At 71.2% G+C, this 15,842-nt stretch carries 14 protein-coding genes and 1 pseudogene; 14 read left to right on the top strand and 1 reads right to left on the bottom strand.

Features of this window, described 5'->3' with window-relative positions:
* The first annotated feature begins 23 nt into the window (after positions 1-23).
* Together H0E84_RS20425 and H0E84_RS05565 are read left to right on the top strand one after the other, a co-directional pair.
* On the top strand, positions 24-1,268 hold the full coding sequence (locus tag H0E84_RS20425; RefSeq protein ID WP_180677648.1) for a DNA/RNA non-specific endonuclease: 1,245 nt from the start codon (positions 24-26) through the stop codon (positions 1,266-1,268).
* Between the two features lie 2 nt (positions 1,269-1,270).
* A complete protein-coding gene (locus H0E84_RS05565) occupies positions 1,271-1,606 on the top strand; it encodes an immunity protein YezG family protein (protein ID WP_180677647.1) in 336 nt (111 codons plus the stop codon).
* A 138-nt stretch (positions 1,607-1,744) separates the two neighbouring features.
* Here H0E84_RS05565 and H0E84_RS05560 read toward each other — a convergent pair whose 3' ends face one another.
* Entirely contained in the window at positions 1,745-2,338 is a 594-nt protein-coding gene (locus H0E84_RS05560; RefSeq protein ID WP_180677646.1) for a DUF4136 domain-containing protein, read from the bottom strand.
* Between the two features lie 472 nt (positions 2,339-2,810).
* On the opposite strand from H0E84_RS05560, the gene H0E84_RS05555 reads away from it, so the two are divergent.
* The 12 genes and pseudogenes from H0E84_RS05555 to H0E84_RS05505 form a co-directional block, all read left to right on the top strand.
* Positions 2,811-3,254 carry an arsenate reductase/protein-tyrosine-phosphatase family protein gene (locus H0E84_RS05555; protein ID WP_180677645.1) on the top strand — a complete coding sequence of 148 codons (444 nt, stop codon included), beginning with the start codon at positions 2,811-2,813 and terminating at the stop codon, positions 3,252-3,254.
* Positions 3,255-3,270: 16 nt separating this feature from the next.
* The gene (locus H0E84_RS05550) at positions 3,271-5,487 is read left to right on the top strand and encodes a polysaccharide biosynthesis tyrosine autokinase (RefSeq protein ID WP_219339609.1); all 2,217 of its coding nucleotides are present in this window, start codon (positions 3,271-3,273) and stop codon (positions 5,485-5,487) included.
* Positions 5,488-5,601: 114 nt separating this feature from the next.
* A complete protein-coding gene (locus H0E84_RS05545) occupies positions 5,602-5,952 on the top strand; it encodes a hypothetical protein (RefSeq protein ID WP_180677643.1) in 351 nt (116 codons plus the stop codon).
* 135 nt (positions 5,953-6,087) lie between these two features.
* A pseudogene (locus H0E84_RS20805) lies at positions 6,088-6,768 on the top strand (MraY family glycosyltransferase); the annotation flags it as partial.
* A 519-nt stretch (positions 6,769-7,287) separates the two neighbouring features.
* A complete protein-coding gene (wecB, locus tag H0E84_RS20800) occupies positions 7,288-8,394 on the top strand; it encodes a non-hydrolyzing UDP-N-acetylglucosamine 2-epimerase (protein WP_425600465.1) in 1,107 nt (368 codons plus the stop codon).
* A 74-nt stretch (positions 8,395-8,468) separates the two neighbouring features.
* A complete protein-coding gene (gene wecC, locus H0E84_RS05535) occupies positions 8,469-9,770 on the top strand; it encodes a UDP-N-acetyl-D-mannosamine dehydrogenase (RefSeq protein ID WP_180677641.1) in 1,302 nt (433 codons plus the stop codon).
* A 28-nt stretch (positions 9,771-9,798) separates the two neighbouring features.
* Positions 9,799-11,091, top strand: a complete 1,293-nt coding sequence (locus H0E84_RS05530; protein ID WP_180677640.1) for an oligosaccharide flippase family protein — start codon at positions 9,799-9,801, stop codon at positions 11,089-11,091.
* Complete coding sequence (locus H0E84_RS05525; protein ID WP_180677639.1) at positions 11,088-11,615, top strand: acyltransferase; 528 nt, start codon at positions 11,088-11,090, stop codon at positions 11,613-11,615. Before H0E84_RS05530 ends, H0E84_RS05525 begins: the two co-directional genes overlap by 4 nt.
* Positions 11,612-12,160: an acyltransferase gene (locus H0E84_RS05520; RefSeq protein WP_219339608.1), complete on the top strand. Its 549-nt coding sequence runs from the start codon at positions 11,612-11,614 to the stop codon at positions 12,158-12,160. The genes H0E84_RS05525 and H0E84_RS05520 overlap by 4 nt, the downstream gene beginning before the upstream one ends.
* Before the next feature lie 10 nt (positions 12,161-12,170).
* Complete coding sequence (locus H0E84_RS05515; RefSeq protein ID WP_180677638.1) at positions 12,171-13,517, top strand: oligosaccharide repeat unit polymerase; 1,347 nt, start codon at positions 12,171-12,173, stop codon at positions 13,515-13,517.
* Positions 13,514-14,623, top strand: a complete 1,110-nt coding sequence (locus H0E84_RS05510) for a glycosyltransferase family protein (protein WP_180677637.1) — start codon at positions 13,514-13,516, stop codon at positions 14,621-14,623. The genes H0E84_RS05515 and H0E84_RS05510 overlap by 4 nt, the downstream gene beginning before the upstream one ends.
* 56 nt (positions 14,624-14,679) lie before the next feature.
* Positions 14,680-15,842, top strand: a 1,163-nt coding sequence (locus tag H0E84_RS05505; protein WP_180677636.1) for a zinc-dependent alcohol dehydrogenase, incomplete at its 3' end; no start/stop codon positions are given.

The raw sequence follows: 15,842 nt of genomic DNA, 5'->3' as shown, positions 1-15,842 counted from the left end.
GCGTCCCCCGCTGGAATGCCGTCATGGTCGATCCCGTGCGCGTCGATCCCCTCCGCAGCGCACCGCCGCCGCCCGAAGTGGTCGGCGCTACCGCGGCGTCGCAGATCCGGCAGCAGCTCGACGAGGCCAGCGCGGCGGCTCGGCCGCAGCTGGCCAGCGATCTGCTCGCCGGCCTCGACGATGCCGCACTGGCGGCGATGGCCGTCGGCGAGGAAGGTCGCGCTGCGCTGCAGGCGCTCGACGCCGCGCTGGCCGAGGCGCCGCCGGCGCAACGGCATGTCGACGGCGACCGCGCCCGGCTGACGGCGGTGCAGGCCGAAGGCGCGCCCGACGGCGACCGCCAGGCGCTGCTGCTCGACCTGGGCCAGACCGCGCTGGACATCGTCGGCATCTTCGAGCCCACTCCCTTCGCCGACCTGACCAACACCGGCATCTCCATTGCCCGCGGCAACTGGCTCGATGCCGGCCTGTCCGTGCTCGGCGTGATTCCCTACGTTGGCGATCTCGGCAAACTCGGCAAACTGCCGCGCCTGGCCGGCACCGTGGACAATGCGATCGCGATCGCGCGCGCCGACCCGGGATTCGCGCAGCAGGTGCGGCCGCTGCTGCAGCGGATCGACGGCGCCCTCGACGGCGTGCCGCTCGACTCGCTGCCCGCCTCCGCGCGAGAAACCGTCGAGTCGATGAAGGGCAAGCTGGACGAATTCTTCGGGGGCGCCGGGCGCTTCCCCGAGTTCGTCGACGGCGCGCGCCACCTCGACCCGGTCACCGGGCGCACCGTGATCGACGCGAAGCCCGGCGCAACCGGCGGCTGGAACCCCACCCTCAACGCCGACCGCCTCGAGCCCGATGCGCTCTACCGCACCGACACCGGCTACCTGTACCACACCGACGGCCAGGGCCGGGTCTCGCGCGTGGAGGGCGACCTGCAGCTCGGCGACGGCCCCCGCAATACCTACCAGCAACAGGTCTCTGGCCGCGAGGACCGCCTGCCGGACGACCAGGGCGGGCACCTGATCGCCTCGATCTTCCACGGCCCGGGCGAGCAGATGAACCTGGTGCCGCAGAACGGCAACCTCAACATGGGCGCCTGGAAGCGAATGGAGAACGCCTGGGCCGAGGCGCTGAAGGCGGACCTCGACGTGCAGGTTAGAATCGACCCCGTCTACGGCGGCGACAGCCTGCGGCCGACGCGATTCGACGTCAGCTACCAGATCGAAGGCCAGCCGCCCGCCACCCGAACGTTCCAGAACCGCCCCGGAGGCTGAGCATGATTCCAGGACAGGACACCGATCTCTACCAACGCATCGGTGAAATCCTGGCCTCGGTGATGCCGGCGCGGGCGCAGCGGATCAGCGCGCTGGCCACGGTGGGCGACGACTGGTCGGAAGTGTCGTTCGAGTTCGCGGGCGACGACGGCAAGCCGGCGCATTTCGGCTTCGACCAGCACCCGGCGCAGGCCGCTGGCGACATCGGCGAGGCGCTGATCGAGTTGCGCAAGCGAATGTCCGCGGACGGCAGCGAGCCTTGGAGCCACTGCCGGTTCGACATGGACCGCGGCGGCAAGTTCGACCTCGATTTCGACTACGCACCTCTCGACGTCTGAGGCTTTGCACGCCTGAGGCCAGTCGGCGTCCGGCCTGCCGACACCCGGCGGGCACTGCGCAGACGGGCATCCCGCGTCCGGCGGCATCCGCCGATACCGGGCGAGCGCCCGCTGCGCGGCCGATCCTGCCGGCGCCGGTCACATCGGCGGCGCGGCGGCTCCGGCGCGGTGCGGATAGCGCGCGAAGATCTCGGAAACGGCGGACTCGATGCGCTCGGCGCGCTGCTCCGGCCCGACGTTGGAGACGCGGCCGACGGCCACGCCCTCCCACACCAGACGGTTCTCCTCAACATCGACCAGGTCGACGTTCATCGTGCCTTCGGTGTAGCGGTACACGTGGGTGCGGTCGCCCCAGTACGGCACCGCGAAATACGCCCGCGAGCGGTAGCTGTAGTAATAGGCGTAGTCGACGGTCGGCACGCTGCTCACGTCGGTGCGCCGCTCGATGTAGGCATTGATGTTGACCCAGAGATCCGGGTTCTCGGCATCGTAGGCGTAACCGCGCGATTCCATCTGCCGGCGCACCGCAGCCTTTGCGGCATCGCTGGCGGCGGTGGCGTAGCCGTGCTTCTCGATCGCCAGCGGCGAATAGAAGGCGAAGCTGCGGTAGGCCGAAAAGTCGGCGCGCGGATCGGCCTCGGTGGTGATACGCGGCGTACTGGCGCAGCCGGCCAGCAGCGCCAGCACGACCAGGCCAGAGAACCAGGCGGCCGGGCGACGGTAGCTGCTCATGGGTGATCTCCTGGCGGATGAATGCGACGCTAGCATGCGGTCCGTTACGGCGAGTGAACGCCGCGCCCGAGGAAGGCGCCGCGCCAGCGCGGCCCCGGGCACCGGTGCCGGACGCTCCGCGGACTGCGCCCTTGGGCGCCCGTGCGCCGGCAGCGTCTCCGGCGCCGGTCGCGCTCACATTCCGTTCATTTGCGGCCGCGCGTGTGCGTCGGCGTGCGCGGAACGCGCATGCGCGCGGTCACGGATTCGGTTTTTCGTCGGATCGCTTCTGCTTGACGCTCTCGCGGCAATGTCCATACATTCCACGGGCCGTCAACGCTCCTCCCCCGACATCCTGCGTCCGGCTGTGCCCCTGCCGCTTCGACCGTGCCGCGCCGACCGCTTCGGATCGGGCGCGCGTGCCCGACCGCCAACCGCACACGGAACGCTCACCGGGCCAGCCAGCGCAGGCCCTCCGCGAGGCCGCCTGCACGTGTTCAACCGAGTCCTGATGGTCTGCGTCGGCAACATCTGCCGCAGCCCCACCGCCGAAGCGGTGCTGCGCGACCGGCTGGACGGAACCGGCATCGCCGTCGAATCGGCCGGGCTGGCGGCCCTGTCCGGCAAACCCATCCACCCGCTCGCCGAAGCGGTGCTGGGCGAGCACGGCGGCAGCGGCGCCTCGCACGTCGCGCGGCAGATCGACCGCCGGCTGATCGACGAGGCCGGCCTGATCCTGGTCATGGAACGCAAGCACCTCCAGGCCATCGACCGGATCGCCCCGCACGCGCGCGGCAAGACCTTCCTGCTCGGCAAGTGGCAGGGAGACGTCGAGATCCCCGATCCCTACCGTCGCGAGCGTCACGCCTACGAGCATGCCTTCCGGCTGATCGACGAATCGATCGCGCGCTGGCGTCCCCATCTCAGCCCCCGGTGACCCAATGAGCCAACCCATGCCGACCAGGCCTCCGGTCGTCACCCCCCCGCAATCGGACAACGGCGACCTCGACCTGCTCCCGCTGCTGGGCACCCTGGTCGACCACAAGTGGCTGATCGCCGCGGTGGTGGCGCTCGCCTTCATGCTCAGCGCCGGCTATGCGCTGCTGGCGCGGCCGGTCTACGAGGCCAACGCCCTCGTCCAGGTGGAACCGAAGACCGCCCCGCTACCCGGGCTGAATGCGGTTTCGGAACTGCTGGCCGAATCAACCCCGCAAGCGGTGACCGAGATCGCGCTGATCCGCTCGCGCTCGATCCTCGGCGCGGCAGTGGCGGAACTCAGGCTCGACATCCAGGCCAGGCCGGCGCGGTTCCCGCTGTTGGGCAACCTGCTCGCGCGGCGCTACGTCCCGGCGGCGCCGGGCGCCGTGGCCTCCGCACCGCTGGGGCTGAGCCGCTACGGCTGGGGCGGCGAGCGGCTGGACATCGAGTCGCTGGAACTGCCCGACGCGCTGCTCGGCAAGCCGCTGCAGCTGATCGCCGGCGACGATGGCAGCTATGCGCTGCGCTCGCCCGAGGGCGAGCCGCTGCTCGAAGGGAAGACCGGCGCGCCCGCCGAGGGCGCCGGCGCGTCGATCGAGGTCGCCGCGCTGCATGCCAACCCCGGGACCCGCTTCGAGCTGGTCAAGCAGCCCCGGCTGAGCGCGATCTCGACCCTGCAGGCCGGTCTCGCGGTGGCCGAACAGGCCAAGGACTCGGGGATCATCTCGCTGAGCTATCAGCTGGAGGAGCCCGCCCGCGCCGTCGCCATCCTGGACACCATCGTCGATCTGTACGCGCGCCAGAACGTCGAGCGCAACTCGGCCGAGGCCGCTACCAGCCTCGCGTTCGTCAACCGCCAGCTGCCGCAGGTGCGCCGCGATCTGGAGGCGGCGGAAGAGGCGCTCAACGCCTACCGCAGCCGTACGCAGTCGGTGGACATCGGCCTGGAGACCCAGGCGATCCTCGACCAGCTGGTCGCCACCGAGGCCAATCTCTCCAACCTGCGCCTGCAGCAGGCCGAGGTGGACCGGCGGTTCACCCGCGAGCACCCGGCACGGCGCGCGCTGATGCGGCAGATCGGCGAACTCGAAGGAACCCGGGACGAGCTGACCCGCAAGATCGAGGGCCTGCCCGAGACCCACCAGGAGCTGCTGCGCCTGACCCGCGACGTCGAGGTCGGCACCCTCACCTACACCAACCTGCTCAACCAGGCGCAGCAGCTCGACATCGCGCGCGCGGGCACCGTCGGCAATGCGCGCGTCATCGACGCGGCCGCGGTCGACACCGCGCGTCCGGTGAAACCGAGGAAGGCGCGGATCGTGATGCTGGGCACCTTCCTCGGCGGGTTCGCGGTGGTGGCCTGGGTGCTCCTGCGGCATCTGCTCAACCGCGGCGTGGAGGACCCGCAGGCGATCGAGCAGCTCGGACTGCCGGTCTACGCCTCGATCCCGCTCAGTCCGTTTCAGCGCGATCACGAGAGCATCGGCAGGCATCGCCCGAAGGGCGCGCGCGAGCCGCACCTGCTGGCCCTGGACGCCCCGGCCGATCTCGCCATCGAGGCCCTGCGCAGTCTGCGCACCAGTCTGCACTTCGGCATGCTCGAAGCGCGCAACAACGTGCTGATGATCGCCGGGTCCAGCCCCGATGCCGGCAAGACCTTCGTCGCCACCAACCTGGCCGCGGTGCTGGCCCAGGCCGGGCAGCGGGTGCTGCTGATCGACGGCGACCTGCGGCGCGGCACCCTGCACCGGGTGATGGGGTTCGAGCCCGGCAACGGCCTTTCGGACGTGCTCGCCGGCCGGCTCGACGCCGCCGGCGCGATTCGCCACTCCGCGGTCGAGGGCCTCCACTTCGTCTCGCGCGGACAGGTCCCGCCGAACCCCTCCGAACTGCTGATGCACCCGGGCTTCGGCGCGCTGCTCGAGCAGGTGAGCACTGGGTACGACCTGGTGGTGATGGACACGCCCCCGATCCTGGCCGTCACCGATGCGGCGATCATCGGCCGCCATGCCGGCACCAGCCTTCTGGTCGCACGCTTCGGGTTCAACCGCCCAAGGGAGCTGGAGCTGGCGAGACAGCGGCTGGAGCAGAACGGCATCGAGCTCAAGGGGGCGATCTTCAACGCGGTGGAGAAGCGCACCGAAGGCTACTACGCCTATGCCTACTACGACTACCGGCCGGAGCGGACATGAGGCGCGCCACAGGAGCGCGCGGCCGGCGCCGCGATTTCGGCGGGCACGGCCCGTCGCCGTTCGGGGCCGGCGCACCGATGCGAACGCGCCGTGAAGCACGCCTAAATTCGAAGTTTGCGCGAGGTCAAGGTTTACGAATGCTGCGATTGGCGCGGCGTGATTTTGCCGCTACGGTTCATCGCCGGATCGCGCGGCGCACGGTTCCGGCAGCGCGAAAGGTGGTTGCACGAGCAACAGATGAACGGTCGCGGCGTCTCTTCACTCCGGACCGGCGCGACTCGCGAACTGCAAACGACGTCACTCCCGCAACCTGACTGCAAGACCGATGACATCAATGTTCTCCACTGCGCTCCCGATACTCCGTCCGGCTCGCCGCTAGCGGTCCGGGAGCGGGCGCCGTCCGGACCGGATGGCGCCGCCGCAGGCGCCGTGCGGCGTGACACGGCGCAACAGCAACACAAGTGATCGACCCACAGGGGGTTCATCGCTGCCAGACGTGGTAGGCAATGCGCCGCGGCATGCCGCGGCGGGGACGGACCGGCAGGTCCGCACCGCCACCACGTCCGTCGGCGGATCTGTCCAACTCCCCGAGGGACGCGCATGCAAGGCCTGCAACTCGCGACGGCGAACGCCACTGCACTGGGTGTGACGCTGCTCGCCATCGTCGCGTTGCGTCCGCTGGCCATCCGCATCGGTCTGGTCGACCGTCCCGACGAGCGCAAGCGCCACGACGGCCACGTGCCGCTGATCGGCGGGGTGTGCTTCTATCTCGGAACGGTGGCGGGCGTCGCGCTGCTCGGCGCCGGCGATCCCTTCATCCTCGCGCTGCTCGCCGGCTCGGCGCTGGTCGTGGCGATCGGCGCGATCGACGACGCGATCGGCCTGAGCGTGCGCTCGCGGCTGGCGGTGCAGGTGTCCGTGGCGGGGGCGGTCATCGCCTTCACCGGGCTCTACGTGAGCGATCTGGGCGCGGTCGGCACGCTCGCCGTCGCCAGCGGCGTGGTGTTCACCGTGTTCGCGGTGGTCGGCCTGATCAACGCGTTCAACATGCTCGACGGCATCGACGGGCTGGCAGGCAGTCTGGCCATGGTGTCCATCGCCTCGATGCTGCTGTTCGATCGCGGCGGCGCCGCCGCCGCGGCCGGCGTGCTGCCGCTGCTGTCGGTGCTGTTCTTCGCCCTGATCCCCTACCTCGCCGCCAACCTGGGAGCAGGCGGCGCGCGCCGGATCTTCATGGGCGATGCCGGCAGTATGCTGCTGGGGTTCGTGGTGGCCTGGAGTCTGATCGCGCTGAGCCAGCCACCGGCGTCGGGACTCGCGCCGGCCGATGTACTGTGGTGCGTGGCGTTGCCGGTGATGGACACGGCGGCCACGGTCTACCGCCGCCTGCGCAGGGGAAGGTCGCCGTTCCATCCCGACCGCCAGCACCTGCACCACATCCTCATCGGGCTTGGCGCGACGCCGCGCCAAGCCCTGGCGATCATCGTCGCCGCGGCCTGCCTGTTCGCCGCCGCCGGCTTCCTGCTGCGCCAGGCTCCGGAGAGCCTCAACCTGGTCCTGTTCGGCGCATCCCTGCTGGCGTACACGGCGCTGAGCAGCCATGCCGGCCGCCTCGCCGAGGCGCGCGCCGTGACCGCCGAAGGCGTGCTGCTGCAGGCGCCGGCGCGCGGCAACGGCGTGATCCGGCTCAACGACCATCGCCCGCAACGGAACCACGACATGCACGCCATGCACGCCCCTTCGCCCGGCCGCAGGATCCGCACGCTCTGCGTGTTCGGCACGCGACCCGAAGCCATCAAGATGGCCCCCCTAGCGCTGCGGCTCGCGCGGGACGAGCGCTTCGACGCCCGGATCTGCGTCACCGCGCAGCACCGGCAGATGCTCGACCAGGTGCTGGACCTGTTCGGCATACGCCCCGACGTCGACCTCGACATCATGCGGCCCGGCCAGGACCTGACCGACGTCACCACCGCGATCCTCGGCGACATGAAGCGCGTGCTGGCGGAAGAGAACCCGGACGTGGTGCTGGTGCATGGCGATACCTCGACCACCCTCGCCACCACGCTGGCGTCCTACTACCAGCAGATCCCGGTCGCGCACGTCGAGGCGGGCCTGCGCACCGGCAACCTCTACTCGCCCTGGCCGGAGGAAGCCAACCGCAAGCTGACCGCCGCGCTGGCGGCCCTGCACTTCGCCCCGACCGCGCTGTCCGCGGCCAACCTGCGCGGCGAAGGGGTGCCGCCCGACCGCATCGCGGTCACCGGCAACACCGTCATCGACGCCCTGGAAGAGGTCACCGGCCGGATCCGCAGCACGCCCGCGCTGCGCGACGAGCTGCAGCGGCAGTTCGGCTTCCTCCGCCCCGACCGGCGCATCGTGCTGGTGACCGGACACCGCCGCGAGAGCTTCGGCGGCGGGTTCGAGCGCATCTGCCGGGCGCTGCGCGAGACCGCCACCCGCCATCCGGACGTCGACATCGTCTATCCGGTGCACCTCAACCCCAACGTGCGCGAGCCGGTGAACCGGCTGCTCCGCGGCATCGAGAGCGTGCACCTGATCGAGCCGCTCGAGTACCTGCCGTTCGTCTACCTGATGGACGCCTCGTACATCATCCTCACCGACTCGGGCGGCATCCAGGAAGAAGCGCCTTCGCTCGGCAAGCCGGTGCTGGTGATGCGCGACACCACCGAGCGGCCGGAGGCGGTGGAAGCCGGCACGGTCCGGCTGGTCGGCACCAGCGAGCGCTCCATCGCCGACGGCCTGACCCTGCTGCTCACCGACCGCGCCGCCTACGAGGCGATGAGCTTCGCCCACAACCCCTACGGCGACGGCAAGGCGTGCCAGCGCATCGTCGACGCACTGGCGCAGTTCGACAGGCGGGCGGCGCCGCTGGCCGCCGCCTGCTAGTCCGCGCCGCTTCCCGGCGCCATCCCCCCGAGCAACCCGCGTCCCCCGCGCGAGCCCCAAGGAGTCCCCCCCCCATGAATCCCGAAGCCATCGCCGCCAAAGCCCCCGTCCGCGCGCAGGCCCGCTTCGAAACTGTCTGCGTCGTCGGGCTCGGCTACATCGGGCTGCCCACCGCCACCGCGTTCGCGCTGTCGCGCCGACAGGTGATCGGCGTGGACATCAACCGCAATGCCGTCGACACGATCAACCGCGGCGGCGTCCACATCGTCGAACCCAGCCTGGATGTCGCGGTGCGTACCGCGGTCGGCGGCGGCTACCTGCGCGCAACCACGGTGCCGGAACCGGCCGACGCGTTCCTGATCGCGGTGCCCACGCCTTTCGGCGAAGGCCACAAGCCCGACCTGCGCCACGTTGAAGCGGCGGCACGCGCGATCGCCCCCGTGCTCAAGCGCGGCGACCTGGTGGTGCTGGAGTCGACCTCGCCGGTGGGCAGCACCGAACGGCTGTCGCGGTGGCTCGCCGAGGAACGTGGCGACCTGCGCTTCCCGCACCAGGCCGGCGAAGCCCCCGACGTCAACATCGCCTACTGCCCGGAACGGGTGCTGCCCGGGCACGTGATGCGCGAGCTGTTCGAGAACGACCGCATCATCGGTGGCCTGACGCCGGCGTGCTCCGAGCGTGCGTGCGAGCTGTACGGGATCTTCGTCAAGGGCGATTGCATCGTCAGCAACGCCCGCGTCGCCGAGATGTGCAAGCTGACCGAGAACGCGTTCCGCGACGTCAACATCGCCTTCGCCAACGAACTGTCGATGATCTGCGAAACACTGCAGATCGACGTCTGGGAACTGATCGCCCTGGCCAACCGCCACCCGCGGGTCAACATCCTGCAACCCGGGCCCGGGGTCGGCGGGCACTGCATCGCCGTGGACCCGTGGTTCATCGTCGACGGCGCGCCGGAGCAGGCCAGGCTGATCCGCACCGCGCGCGAGGTGAACGACAGCAAGCCCGGCTGGGTGCTCGAGCGCATCGAGGAGGCCGTGCAACAGGCCGAGCGCGACGGCCGCCGCCGCGAACAGCTCACCATCGCCGTGTTCGGCCTGTCCTTCAAGCCGGACATCGACGACCTGCGCGAGAGCCCCGCCCTGCACATCGCCTGCGAGCTCGCCGCCCGCCATCCCGGCCCGATGCTGGCGGTCGAGCCGCATATCTCCAACCTGCCCGGCCAGCTCGATCGCGCCGAGGTGAGCCTGGTGGATCCGGCCACCGCCCTGGACCGGGCCGACATCGCGGTGCTGCTGGTCGACCACAGGGCCTTCGCCGAGCAGGCGCCGCCGGCGCGCCTGAAGATCGTCGACACCCGCGGCCTGTGGACCTGAGCAGGCCCGCGGCGCTGGGGCAGTACCGATGATCCGCAGCCTGCTCGCCACCGCCAGCCTGTCCGGGATCAGCGCCATCGCCTCGCGCGGCGCGGTGTTCGCCGGCGTGCTGACGGTGGCCTGGTATCTCGGGCCGGCCGGCTTCGGTCAGTTCACGCTGATCCAGACCACGGCGCTGCTGTTCACCACCTTCTGCGCGCTGAGCCTCGGGCAGATGGCCAGCAAGATCGTGGCCGAGGCGGTGGCCGCCGCCCCGGAACGCGTCGCCGTGACGCTCTCGGTGGCCTACGGCTCGGCGCTGCTGCTGTCGCTGGCGCTGGCAGGGCTGGTCGTGGCGCTTTCGCGGCCGCTCGCCGTCGCGGTGGGGGGATCGGACGATCTCGCCGCGGTATACGCCAGCGCCGGCCTGCTGGTGTTCACCGGGTTCATGACCGCGATCCAGAACGGCGTGGCGCTGGCGCTGCAGCGGGTCAGGCAGCAGGCGCTGGCCAACCTCGCCTGCGCGCCGCTGGTGTTCCTGATCATGCTGCTGGCCGCCACGCGCCGCGACCTGGCGTGGGCGGTGTACGGCTACGTCGCCGCGCAGGCGGTCATCGTCGTCGCCCAGGAGCGGGTGCTGCTGCGCTACCGGCGCGAACACGGCCTGCGGTTGCGGTTCGCCGCCGCGGCGCGCGAGGACTGGGCGGTGGTGTGGCGGCTCGGCCTGCCCTCGTCGCTGGCCGGGCTGCTGACGGTGCCGGCGATGTGGCTGGCGATGGTGATGCTGGCGCGCGGCCCCGGCGGCGAGACCGAGCTCGGCCAGTTCGCGCTCGGCAACCAGGCGCGGACGATCCTGCTGTTCGGCGTCGGCGTGGTCGCCAACGCGGCGCTGCCGATGCTGTCCTCGGCGATGGCGCGCGGCGATGCGCATCGCGCGGCCGCCACCTTTCACCAGTCGATCGCGCTGTCGCTGGCGGCCACCGCGACGATCGCCGTGGCGGCGCTGCTAGCTGCCCCGCCGCTCATCGCCGCCTTCGCGCCTGCGTACGCGGACGCGACCGGGCCGTTGGCATGGCTGCTGCTGTCGGTCGTGGTGGCCGCGCCCACCACGATCATGATGCGCAGGGCCACCGCCGAAGGCCGCCCCGGCGTGCTGCTGGTCGGCAACGCAGTGTTCTCCGCAGTCCTGCTCGGGGCGGCGTTCGCGGCGCTGCGGCTGCAGGCCGGCGCCGGCGGCGTGGCCGCGGCGGTATTCGCGGCCACGCTCGCGCAACTGCTCGCGTTCTGGCTGCTCGGACGCGACGGCGCGCGCCTGAAGGCGCCCGCCGGGAGCCGCCCATGAAGCCGCTGCGTCTGCTGAAGAAGGCCGTTGTGCTGGCGACCATCCGGATCGGCTGGCTGCTCAAGCCGGGCCTGGTCACCCGCCTCTATGCCTGGTACCTGCGCTCGGAGGGCGCGCGCATCGAAGGCATGCCCAACTACCTGTCGGCGCGGATCTGGTTCGACGGCACCGACTATTCGCTGATCACCCTCGGCGAGGGCTGCACGATCTCCAGCAACGTGCGCATCCTCACCCACGATGCCGCGATCAACACAGTGGCCAAGGAGCTGGGCCTGTTCTTCGACCCGCCGCGGATCCGCATCCGCCCGGTGCGCATCGGCCGCTACAGCTTCGTCGGCACCGGGTCGGTGATCATGCCCGGCGCCGACATCGGCCCCGGCTGCATCATCGGTGCCGGGAGCGTGGTGCGCGGCACGATTCCGCCGCTGAGCATCGTGGTCGGCAGCCCCGGGCGCGTGGTCGGCTCGGTGGAGGAGTACCTGGGAAAGACCGGCGCGACGAAGCCCGGGACGGCGGACGCATGAGCACGTCGGGCCCGCCGCGCCTCTCCAAGCTCTGTTACATGGTCGCCAGGACGCTGTCGGCATTCGGGCTGCCCGGCCTGCGCGCGCTGCGCACCCGGATCTACCGCTGGCATTTCCGCGCTCCGGCGATGCACGTCTCCGACCGGGTCATGGTGGTCGCCGCGCATCGCAGCGCCAGCGCCGCGATCGCCTTCGGCCGCGGCGTCGAGCTGGGCGCGGACAGCTACATCGACTATTCCGGCGGCGTCGAGATCGGCGACCGCGTCGCCGTGTCCGAGGGTGCGAAGGTCTTCACCCACAACCACGTGGTCCGCAGCGGGCACTCCGACTGGCACCGCAACCCGATCGAATTCAGCCCGCTGCGGATCGAGCGCGAGGCCTGGATCGGCGCCTGCGCCGTGGTGCTGCCGCGGGTACGGCGGATCGGCCGCGGCGCGGTGGTCGGCGCCGGCGCGGTGCTGGCCGAGGACGTGGCCGACTACGCGGTCTACGCCGGCAACCCGGCGCGCGAGGTGTACCGCCGCACAGTCGACGATGCGGGTTGAGGCGGGACCGATGACGGCCTTCCTCTACCTCCTGTTCTTCTGCGCGCTGTCGCTGCTGGCGTTCGCGCGCCTCGGCGCCCGCCTGGACCGCATGTTCGCCAGCCCGATCCTCGCCTTCCTGCTGGGCATGGCGTTCGTCTACGGCTTCATGCCCTGGCTCAAGGAGCTGCAGGGACTGCAGACCTATCCGTTCCACTACGCCGCCGACGCCAAGCTCGCCGCGCTGCTGTTCTCGCTGGTGTTCGCGCTCGCCGCGCTCGCCGGTTACTGGGCCTGTGGCGGCCTGGCCCGGCGCACCCTGCCCGACATCCGCTGCCTCACCGCGCGCGAGCGGCGCCGCGCGCTGCTGCTGGTGGGAATCCCCTCGCTGCTGGCGCTGCTGTACCTGGCCCGGACCGTGACCGGCTACGACCTGGCCGACTACATGAAGGACCGCATCGTCATCCGCCGCGGCATGGGCCCGGCGGTGATCCTGTCGTTCGCGGCGATCTGCTACGGCGCCATCCTCGTCGCCAACCTCCTCACCGAACACCGGCTGCGGCTGCGCCCGGCGCGCTGGCGGCTGCTGGCGACCGCAGCGACGCTGCTGCTCATCGCCGCCGCCTTCGTGGCGATGGGCAACCGCAACTTCGTCTTCATCCTGATCGCGATCGTGCTGCTGGCCGCGCTCTCGGTGCGGCCGGGGCGGCTGCGCGGCGTGCTGGTGCTGGCGCCGGCGCTGCTGGCGGTCGCGGTCGGCTTCTCGGCCTGGGCCAAGGTCCGTACCACGCTCGACAGCGCCAGTTCCGCAGCGATCGCTGGCGAGAACCCGGTCGAGCTGCTGGTGTACGGACTCAACGGCGCCTTCGGCAACGCCGAAAATCTGGTCTGGCTGGCGCAGCACGAGGGCGACTGGAAACCGCTGTACGGCCAGACCGTCTACGCCGCGCTGGTCAACCCGGTGCCGCGTTCGCTGTGGCCCGACAAGCCCTTCGGCGGCGGCCCGGCGCTGCGCAACATGATCTACCCGGGCAGCTACACACTCGACGGCGAGAAGCTGACCTCCTACACCACCGGTCTGCCCGCCGAGGGCTACATGAACTTCGGCGTCGCCGGACTGCTGCTGTTCGGCGCCGGCAACGGCGCCTGCCTGGCGCTGGCCCGCAACCTGTACGCGCGCCGGCGCCTGGTCACGCCGCTGGCGGTGGTGATCTACAGCTTCTCCATCTTCATGTTCTCGTTCGGATTCCTCTACATGGAACTGCTCGGCGGCTGGAGCCGCTACTTCATTACCGTGCTGTTGCTGCTCGGCGTCGCCTGGCTGGGCGACCGCAGCCTCGGGCTCGGCGCGGCCCATGCGCAGACGAGGCGAGCATGAACGCGATCGTCCTCGGCCAGGGCAACCCGTACCTGAAGAACCCCTACCTGAGCAAGCTCGCGCGCGTCCTCGAGGACGGCGGCATCGGCTACGAGTTCTGGGTCTGGAGCCGCGACGGCGGCGATACGGCGCTGCCGCGGGTCAGGGTGCTGCTGCGCTTCGGTTCCTGGGGCGGCGGCGCGGTCAATGCGTTGGGCTATGCGCTGTGGGTGGGCCTGCTGACGCTGCGGATCCTGCTGCGACCGCGTGCGGGGACGTTCTTCTGCTCGCGACTGGACGCCGCCCTGCCCTGCGCGCTGGTCTCGCTGCTCAGGCGCTGCGACTACGTGTTCCTCGACCGCGACAAGCTCTCCAAGAGCCACCCCTGGCCGGCCGCGGCCAAGCGCGTCATCGAATGGGTCGAGGGGTTCGTCGGCAGGCGCGCGCTGCTGCACGTGTTGCCCGGTGCCTCGCGGGAGAGCGCCGGAGACGGCGCCGGCAACGTGCGGATCGTCCGCAACACGCCGCACAGCGCGGCCATCGCGCTCGCGAGACGGGCCGCGGCGGCGAATGCGCCCCGGACACGGCTGCGGGTGCTGATCAGCGGGCTGATCTCGCCCGAACGCGGCGCGCGGATGATGCGCGCCGCGGTCGAGCGGCTGACCGGCGGCGACGAGGTCGAGTTCATCGCCGCCGGACGCCTGCTCGGCGCCGACGCGCAGGCCCTGGCCGCCAGGCTCGGCCCCGGCTACCGCGGCATCGTCGGCAACGAGGACGCGCTGGCGCTGCTGCTCGGCGCCGACCTGGTGCTCGCTTTCTACGATCCGGCGCTGGAGATCAACCGCCTGGCCGAGCCCAACAAGTGGTTCGACTGCGCCGCGCTGCAGGTCCCGTTCGTCACCAACCAGGGCCTGCAGACCAGCGATCCCTTCGAACGCGCCGGCGCCTGTTTCGTCTGCCCGTACGACGATGCCGATGCGCTGGTGGCGCTGCTGCGGCGCCTGGCCGCCGAGCGTGGCCCGCTGGAACGGCGCCGCGAAGGGCTGCGCGCGCTCAGCTACGAGCCCTGGGATGCGGCCATGGCGCGGATCGTCGACGAATGCGCGGCCCTGCGCCGCGCCGCCTGAAGCCTGCTCCCAGACCACGGACCACTCCCGATCCACTCCCGGAAAACGACAGACCCATGCAGCAGATCCTCCAGAACCTGCGCGACGGCAGCACCGCCCTCGCCGACGTGCCCGCTCCCGCACTGCGCCGCGGCCAACTGCTGATCCGCACCCACGCCACCCTGGTCTCGGCCGGCACCGAGCGCATGCTGGTGGAGTTCGGCAAGGCCAACCTGCTGCAGAAGGCGCGCCAGCAGCCCGACAAGGTGCGCATGGTGCTGGAGAAGGTCCGCACCGACGGACTCGCCTCCACCGTCGATGCGGTGCGCAGCAAGCTCGACCAGCCGCTGGCGCTGGGCTACTGCAACGTCGGCACGGTGATCGCGATCGGCGAAGGCGTCGAGGGATTCGGCGTCGGCGATCGCGTCGCGTCCAACGGCAAGCATGCGGAGATCGTCGCGGTGCCGGCCAATCTCTGCGCCAGGGTCCCGGACGGGGTCGAGGACGCGCATGCCGCGTTCACCGTGGTCGGGGCGATCGCGCTCCAGGGCATCCGCCTGGCGGCGCCCACCCTCGGCGAGGCGGTGGTGGTCACCGGCCTCGGGCTGATCGGCCTGATCGCGGTGCAGCTGCTGCGGGCGCAGGGCTGCCGGGTGCTGGGCATCGACTTCGGTCCGGACAAGCTGGCGCTTGCGCGCGGCTTCGGCGCCGAGACGGTGGACCTGGCGGCCGGCGAGGACCCGGTGGCGGCGGCGCAGCGCTTCTCGCGCGGCCGCGGCGTCGATGCGGTGCTGATCACCGCCTCCACCCGCAGCAGCGAGCCGGTGGCGCAGGCCGCGCACATGTGCCGCAAGCGCGCCCGCATCGTGCTGGTGGGGGTGACCGGCCTGGAACTGTCGCGCGCCGACTTCTACGAAAAGGAGCTGAGCTTCCAGGTGTCGTGCTCGTACGGGCCGGGCCGCTACGATCCCGCCTACGAGGAAGGCGGCCACGATTATCCCGTGGGCTTCGTGCGCTGGACCGAGCAGCGCAATTTCGAGGCGGTGCTGGACATGCTGGGCGCCGGCGCGCTGCGCATGGCGCCGCTGGTGAGCCACCGCTTCGGGATCGGCGAGGCCGAGGCCGCCTACGCGCTGCTGGCCGGCGGCGAGCCCTCGCTGGGGATCGTGCTGGACTACGCGGGCGACGCCGCGCGCGCGGAAGCCGCGACCGCGCGCACCGTGGCGCTGGCCGGCGCGCC

Source organism: Luteimonas salinisoli (genome assembly GCF_013425525.1).
Classification (GTDB): Bacteria; Pseudomonadota; Gammaproteobacteria; order Xanthomonadales; family Xanthomonadaceae; genus Luteimonas; species Luteimonas salinisoli.
Note: the sequence above shows the minus strand (reverse complement) of the source record. Positions and strands in the feature narration are given on the sequence as shown.

What these genes read in the sequence shown, in the direction of transcription:
- H0E84_RS05565 (WP_180677647.1), top strand. Translation starts at nt 1,271, where the DNA reads ATGATTCCAGGACAGGACACCGATCTCTACCAACGCATCGGTGAAATC.
- H0E84_RS05550 (WP_219339609.1), top strand. Translation starts at nt 3,271, where the DNA reads ATGCCGACCAGGCCTCCGGTCGTCACCCCCCCGCAATCGGACAACGGC.
- H0E84_RS20425 (WP_180677648.1), top strand. Translation starts at nt 24, where the DNA reads ATGGTCGATCCCGTGCGCGTCGATCCCCTCCGCAGCGCACCGCCGCCG.
- wecB (WP_425600465.1), top strand. Translation starts at nt 7,288, where the DNA reads ATGGCCCCCCTAGCGCTGCGGCTCGCGCGGGACGAGCGCTTCGACGCC.
- H0E84_RS05560 (WP_180677646.1), bottom strand. Translation starts at nt 2,338, where the DNA reads ATGAGCAGCTACCGTCGCCCGGCCGCCTGGTTCTCTGGCCTGGTCGTG.
- wecC (WP_180677641.1), top strand. Translation starts at nt 8,469, where the DNA reads ATGAATCCCGAAGCCATCGCCGCCAAAGCCCCCGTCCGCGCGCAGGCC.
- H0E84_RS05515 (WP_180677638.1), top strand. Translation starts at nt 12,171, where the DNA reads ATGACGGCCTTCCTCTACCTCCTGTTCTTCTGCGCGCTGTCGCTGCTG.
- H0E84_RS05510 (WP_180677637.1), top strand. Translation starts at nt 13,514, where the DNA reads ATGAACGCGATCGTCCTCGGCCAGGGCAACCCGTACCTGAAGAACCCC.
- H0E84_RS05525 (WP_180677639.1), top strand. Translation starts at nt 11,088, where the DNA reads ATGAAGCCGCTGCGTCTGCTGAAGAAGGCCGTTGTGCTGGCGACCATC.
- H0E84_RS05530 (WP_180677640.1), top strand. Translation starts at nt 9,799, where the DNA reads ATGATCCGCAGCCTGCTCGCCACCGCCAGCCTGTCCGGGATCAGCGCC.
- H0E84_RS05520 (WP_219339608.1), top strand. Translation starts at nt 11,612, where the DNA reads ATGAGCACGTCGGGCCCGCCGCGCCTCTCCAAGCTCTGTTACATGGTC.